The sequence below is a fragment of the bacterium genome (genome assembly GCA_040755795.1).
In the GTDB taxonomy this organism is placed as follows: domain Bacteria; phylum UBA9089; class CG2-30-40-21; order CG2-30-40-21; family SBAY01; genus JBFLXS01.
Window position 1 is genome coordinate 1 of record JBFLXS010000304.1, and the last position, 4998, is coordinate 4998.

Annotated in this window: 3 protein-coding genes; all 3 read left to right on the forward strand. The window is 36.1% G+C overall.

The genetic code is table 11. The features are described from left to right. Positions 1–738 precede the first annotated feature (738 nt). Positions 739–1317, forward strand: a complete 579-nt coding sequence (locus AB1414_15365; GenBank protein MEW6608798.1) for a hypothetical protein — start codon at positions 739–741, stop codon at positions 1315–1317. A gap of 93 nt (positions 1318–1410) precedes the next feature. Then, complete coding sequence (locus AB1414_15370) at positions 1411–2364, forward strand: zinc ribbon domain-containing protein (protein ID MEW6608799.1); 954 nt, start codon at positions 1411–1413, stop codon at positions 2362–2364. Then, complete coding sequence (locus AB1414_15375) at positions 2361–4892, forward strand: protein kinase (GenBank protein ID MEW6608800.1); 2532 nt, start codon at positions 2361–2363, stop codon at positions 4890–4892. Before AB1414_15370 ends, AB1414_15375 begins: the two co-directional genes overlap by 4 nt. Positions 4893–4998: the final 106 nt, after the last annotated feature.

The following is a 4998-nucleotide window of genomic DNA, read 5'->3' on the forward strand; positions in this document are numbered from 1 at the left end:
AAGGATTGCAGAAAAAGAAGGATTTTATCTTTTGTCTTTAAAAGAAGATACCATGGTTTTAAAAAATAAGGTTGATTTTAAACCAAAGGTCTACAAATATGAAACAAAAGAATAGATGATACGAGGAAGGAGATATAGTTGCATCAAATTTAATCAAAGGGCTAAAGTTTAATCTTAAAGAGATATTTTAGGAAGATTACAACAACCCTGTGTTTCAAACCTTTGATACGCTTAACTAGGGGATGGTAACCTTCAAATTATAGCAGTTATTAATCAAAACTTTAGTTTTAAGAGAACACGAATTGCACAAATTAACGAATAGCACGAATGAGAAGATAATTAGTTAATTTTTACTCCTTACTACTTCCCTATTCGTGTAATTCGAACATTCGTATTATTCGTGTTCTAATTATTTTCTGTGTCTTAGTGTCTTCGTGGCAAAAGTGAATAGTTACGAATTTTTTACAATTGATGAAGTTGTATTTGGTGAAGAGGGGGGATTGCTTTTACTCTCGGTGCAAGAGTTTTACAAGGTCTTAATTTAACGGTAGATTCTCGCTTAAAAAAACTTGTAGCCGCAGGTCCATTACCAGCGGCTTAAGCTGCAATGAAATATTCATCTCGACTTTCCCTGTCTGTTGTGCTCGGGCTCGGGAGTAGAGGTTCGTGGTTTTCAGAGGCAAAATCTTCTTTCTATGCAAAATCTTCTTTCTACAGGAAGGAAAGGATTTTTCTAAAGTGTGGTGGGACTTTTTTGCAACTTTAATTACTACTATTTCGATAGTAGAAATGACAGCAAGAGGTTATCTCCCAGGTTGGATTACTGCGTTTATGCTGGTAACTTTTGTTGGCTTCAGGGCATTTGCAAGGGCAATAGGAGGAATTGGAAAGCACGGCTACTACCTTTTTACAATAATTTTCTATGGGATATTAGTTCTTTTCTTAGCGTTAAAAGGTGGATGGCAGAATATTGCCTTTACATTAATGGGGGTATTCTATGGAGGTTTTGAAAAGATAATAGCCCAGATACTAAAGTTAGCAACTGAAGGATATATTAACATCTACTTCGTTTTTTTTGTGGTGATAATACTCGTTATTCTACGGTGGGTTGGCATTAAGTTTCTGGCAAATAAACTTGTTTATCACTCAATATTCTCAATAGGTGCGCCTATCTTTGTTCTTTCAACATTTATCATAACTGCAAGTAATGGTAACTTGAAAAAGGCAGTGATAATAGGAAGCAGCATTATGGCTCTTTTGGTTATGCTTGAAGGGATTTACATTATGTTCTATGGTCTATCAAGAAATAAGAGGTAGCCTTATGCTTAAGGAGGGCTATCATAGATGGGGAATTATAAGATTGTTGTTAAGGTAGATATCCTGAGCCAGAAGTATTTGTAGGAGGCATTGATGAATCGCCCTTTGTATGAGGATGAAACAACAATGAATGAAGCACTTAAGAAAGAAGAGATAAAAGAAAAGATTTTAAAAGAAGAAAAGGCAGAATGCCCTGAATGTGGAAGAGAAAATGAATTAGAAGCAAAATTCTGCGAGGAATGTGGATATGACCTCCTTGGTGGCAGGAGATGTCCAAAATGTGGAGCAACTATTTCAGAAAATGCAGATATATGCGAAGCCTGTGGAGAGTGGTTATTAGAAGGACAATGTAAGTTTTGTTACGCCCCGTTTGAAGAAGGTGCAAAGTTCTGTGCTGAATGCGGTAATCCTGTAAATGGAATAGAATGTCCCCAATGCCATAACCTCAGCTATTTTGATTTCTGTAAATATTGTGATACCCCTCTTACAAAACAGGCAGTTCAAACTATCGAAGACCTCAAAAATTTAGAAGAGATTTACCTACTTAAACAAGCATTAGAGCCTGAACAAGAACCTACCATTACTTCACCAGAAAGAATAGAATTAGAGAAGATGAAAGAATATCAGCAGAAGTTTGAACAGCCAGAAGTTAGGCGAAAAGCCTTTACCTTGTTTTCAAAAGAAGAAATAGCCACTTTGGATACAAGAATACAGCAGATTCAAGAAGAAAAGAAAGTTCAAGAAGAAAAAGAGAAAAGGACAAGGTCAGAGGTTCTGGAGAAGATGCAACAGAAGAACTTCACAAACAATCAGGAGGCAAGGAGATTTTTTGGAGCACTGAAGGTCTTATTACCTATGACCGTGAAAAAGAATGTGAGAAAAAAAGTATCTAAACCTACTGGTTGGCTATGTAATGCTTATAATTGTCTTCATCCTGAAGGACCTCAAGGCTGCTCTAATCCAGCACCTGGTGGCAAATGGATATTTAAAGAAATAATAGAAGAAACAGTAGAAATGGTAACAGAAATTGGAGAGGTGGAAATATGAGTAAAGATGATACAATCCGACCAGATTCAGAGCAAATCATCAAATCTGGAATAGATGACGAAACAGTTAGGGTTTCTTCCCAGATTATCTCTGCGGGTCTGCAGACATCTTCAGCAACACCATCTATTGCCAATCAAATCATCTTGAATAACGAAAAATATATAGTCCTTAAATCCATTGGAGTCTCTGGAGAGGCGGAGGTCTTTCTTTTAGAAAAAAATAATGAAAAGTTTGTGCTTAAACTTTATTACCCCCGCTTTAGCCCTAAGACAGAGATTGTCCAAAGCCTTAAGGGATTAAAACATCCTGATATTATTGCTCTGATAGATTATGGTTATTATGAAAACAGGTTTTTTGAAGTTATGGAATATGCTGAAGGTGGTTCCTTGTATGACTTACTCCCAGTTAGAGATATAAAATTCTTGACACAAATGGTGAGAGAGGCTATTGAGGCACTTAATTATTGTCATACACACAGCATCATACACCGAGACATAAAACCACAGAATCTTTTCTTAAAAAATGCGGATAAGAGAGACCTTCTCATAGGTGATTTTGGTATCTCTTCAACCTTAGATGAAGGTTTTTCTAAACGGCTTACAAGCCAATCAAGGACAACAATTTATGCTGCCCCAGAGCTATTTCAGAGCATAGGTGGAAAAACTGTTATCGACAAAAAGGTAGATTATTATTCCCTGGGAATTACTCTAATCTATCTCTGGACGGGTAAAGAACCATTTGAGGGGTTGGGTGAGTATGGAATAATGAGGATGAAGATAGAAGGCAGAGTGGAGATTCCCGATGATTTACCAGAAGAATTTAAGAACTTAATCAAAGGTCTTATTACAGTTGAACCTCCAAAAAGATGGGGATATGAGGAGGTGCAGAGCTGGCTAAAAGGTGAGCGGGTTGCAGTTCATTACAGAACTTATAAACCTGAATACAAAGAATTTGTCTTTGGTATGATTAAGGGTGAGCAGATGGTAGTTTCTGACCCGGCTGACCTTGCCGAGTTGATGGATAAATACCCTGATATAGGCACAAAGCACCTGTATAAAAAGGGTATTTCAAAATGGGTTGAGCAGGTAAATCAGAGTCTGTTTTCAGAGATTGAAAGTATAGTTGATGATGAATACCCAAGAGACCAGACCGCAGGTCTTATAAAGGCTATTTATATTCTTGATACAGATAGAAGATTTAAGGGAGTTGACGGAGAATTTTATTTCACTAATGAAGAGATTGCTGAGTGTTTTGAAAGAAATTTTTCTCATTATGAAAAAGACCTGCAAAATCCCAATGCTCCATACTATCTTTTCCTTGAGGCAAGAGGGTATCAAGAAGAGGCAAATAGATTTAGAAAACTTTTTAAGACTGTTTCATCAGGGAAGGCGTCACTTAACACCCTTATTCTCATTCTCCAAGGAGGAGATACTTTTATAATGGGAGAATATCGTATTACAAAACCTGAGGAACTATTAAGTGTTGATAAAGACACAAAACTTAAGTTAATAAATGACCTGGCAGATATAGAATCAAAACTTTCTATATGGATACAGGCTTTTCCTGACATAAAAGATAATATTGACAAATGGCGCTTTCTTAAACGATTTGATGAAACTACTTTCAGATATGCATTAAAAGAGGGGTTTGAATTCCAGGGCAAAATAGCAAGAGATGTGGCACAACTCAAAGACCTGTTAAAGGGGTATTTAAGCACATATACCAGGGGTACAAAAAACTTTGATTGGAAAGAGGCGGAGTATTGGCTAACAAATTACATAAATGCCTCTTTTGATGATTTCATAAAAACATATCATAGCCTTGTAAATGAACTGATAGAAACAAGCCCAGAGACACCTTATAAGATAAGGTATGAAAAGGAAATAAGTGTTATTAAAACCCAGACACAACTAATAAAAGATAAAATTCTTAAAGAGAGAAATGATAAGAAAAGAGTTGTTGATGAAGAGTATAACAAAATTTTGTCTGCAAGGAGAGAGGACTACAAAAAAGAGAGAAAGGAGAAATCTCTTGTAGCAATATTGGACCGGTCAGACGAGGGTGATTGGTATTATCGATGGTTAATTATTATAAGTGCGGTAATAGGTGCAGTAACATTGGCAATAAATTTAATAAATTTCGTTATTAATGAGGCCTTTAACTCAGGCCTTGGAGTCATTGGTGCAATCTTTTTTGGAGTCATTGTTGGAGCCGGTCTTGGAGCCATTGTTGGAATTGTTGGAGCCGTTCTTGGAGCCATTGTTGAATTGGTCCTTGGGAAATTTGCTATGGTTATTATGGGTCCCATAAGAGCAATTATATATGTCATTATAGCTATTATATCGGGCATTGTATCTATTGCTCTATATCCAATTTATAAATACAAAATCAATGCCATTCAATTAACCCCACAAGAAGAGTCTGCTTACAAAGATTCATTGGACAATATTGAAAAACATTTTGCAGGTAAAGAAAAATATGGGATGACACAAGCAAGTATTAATATTATAGGCTCTTTTGACTTTTGAGTGGGTAAATGATATAATAGGTAAAATCCCAATCAAAATCCAAAGGAGCAAATATGATAACAAAACATATATTTGAGCAGGCCTTAAATATTCAAGAGCCATGGTA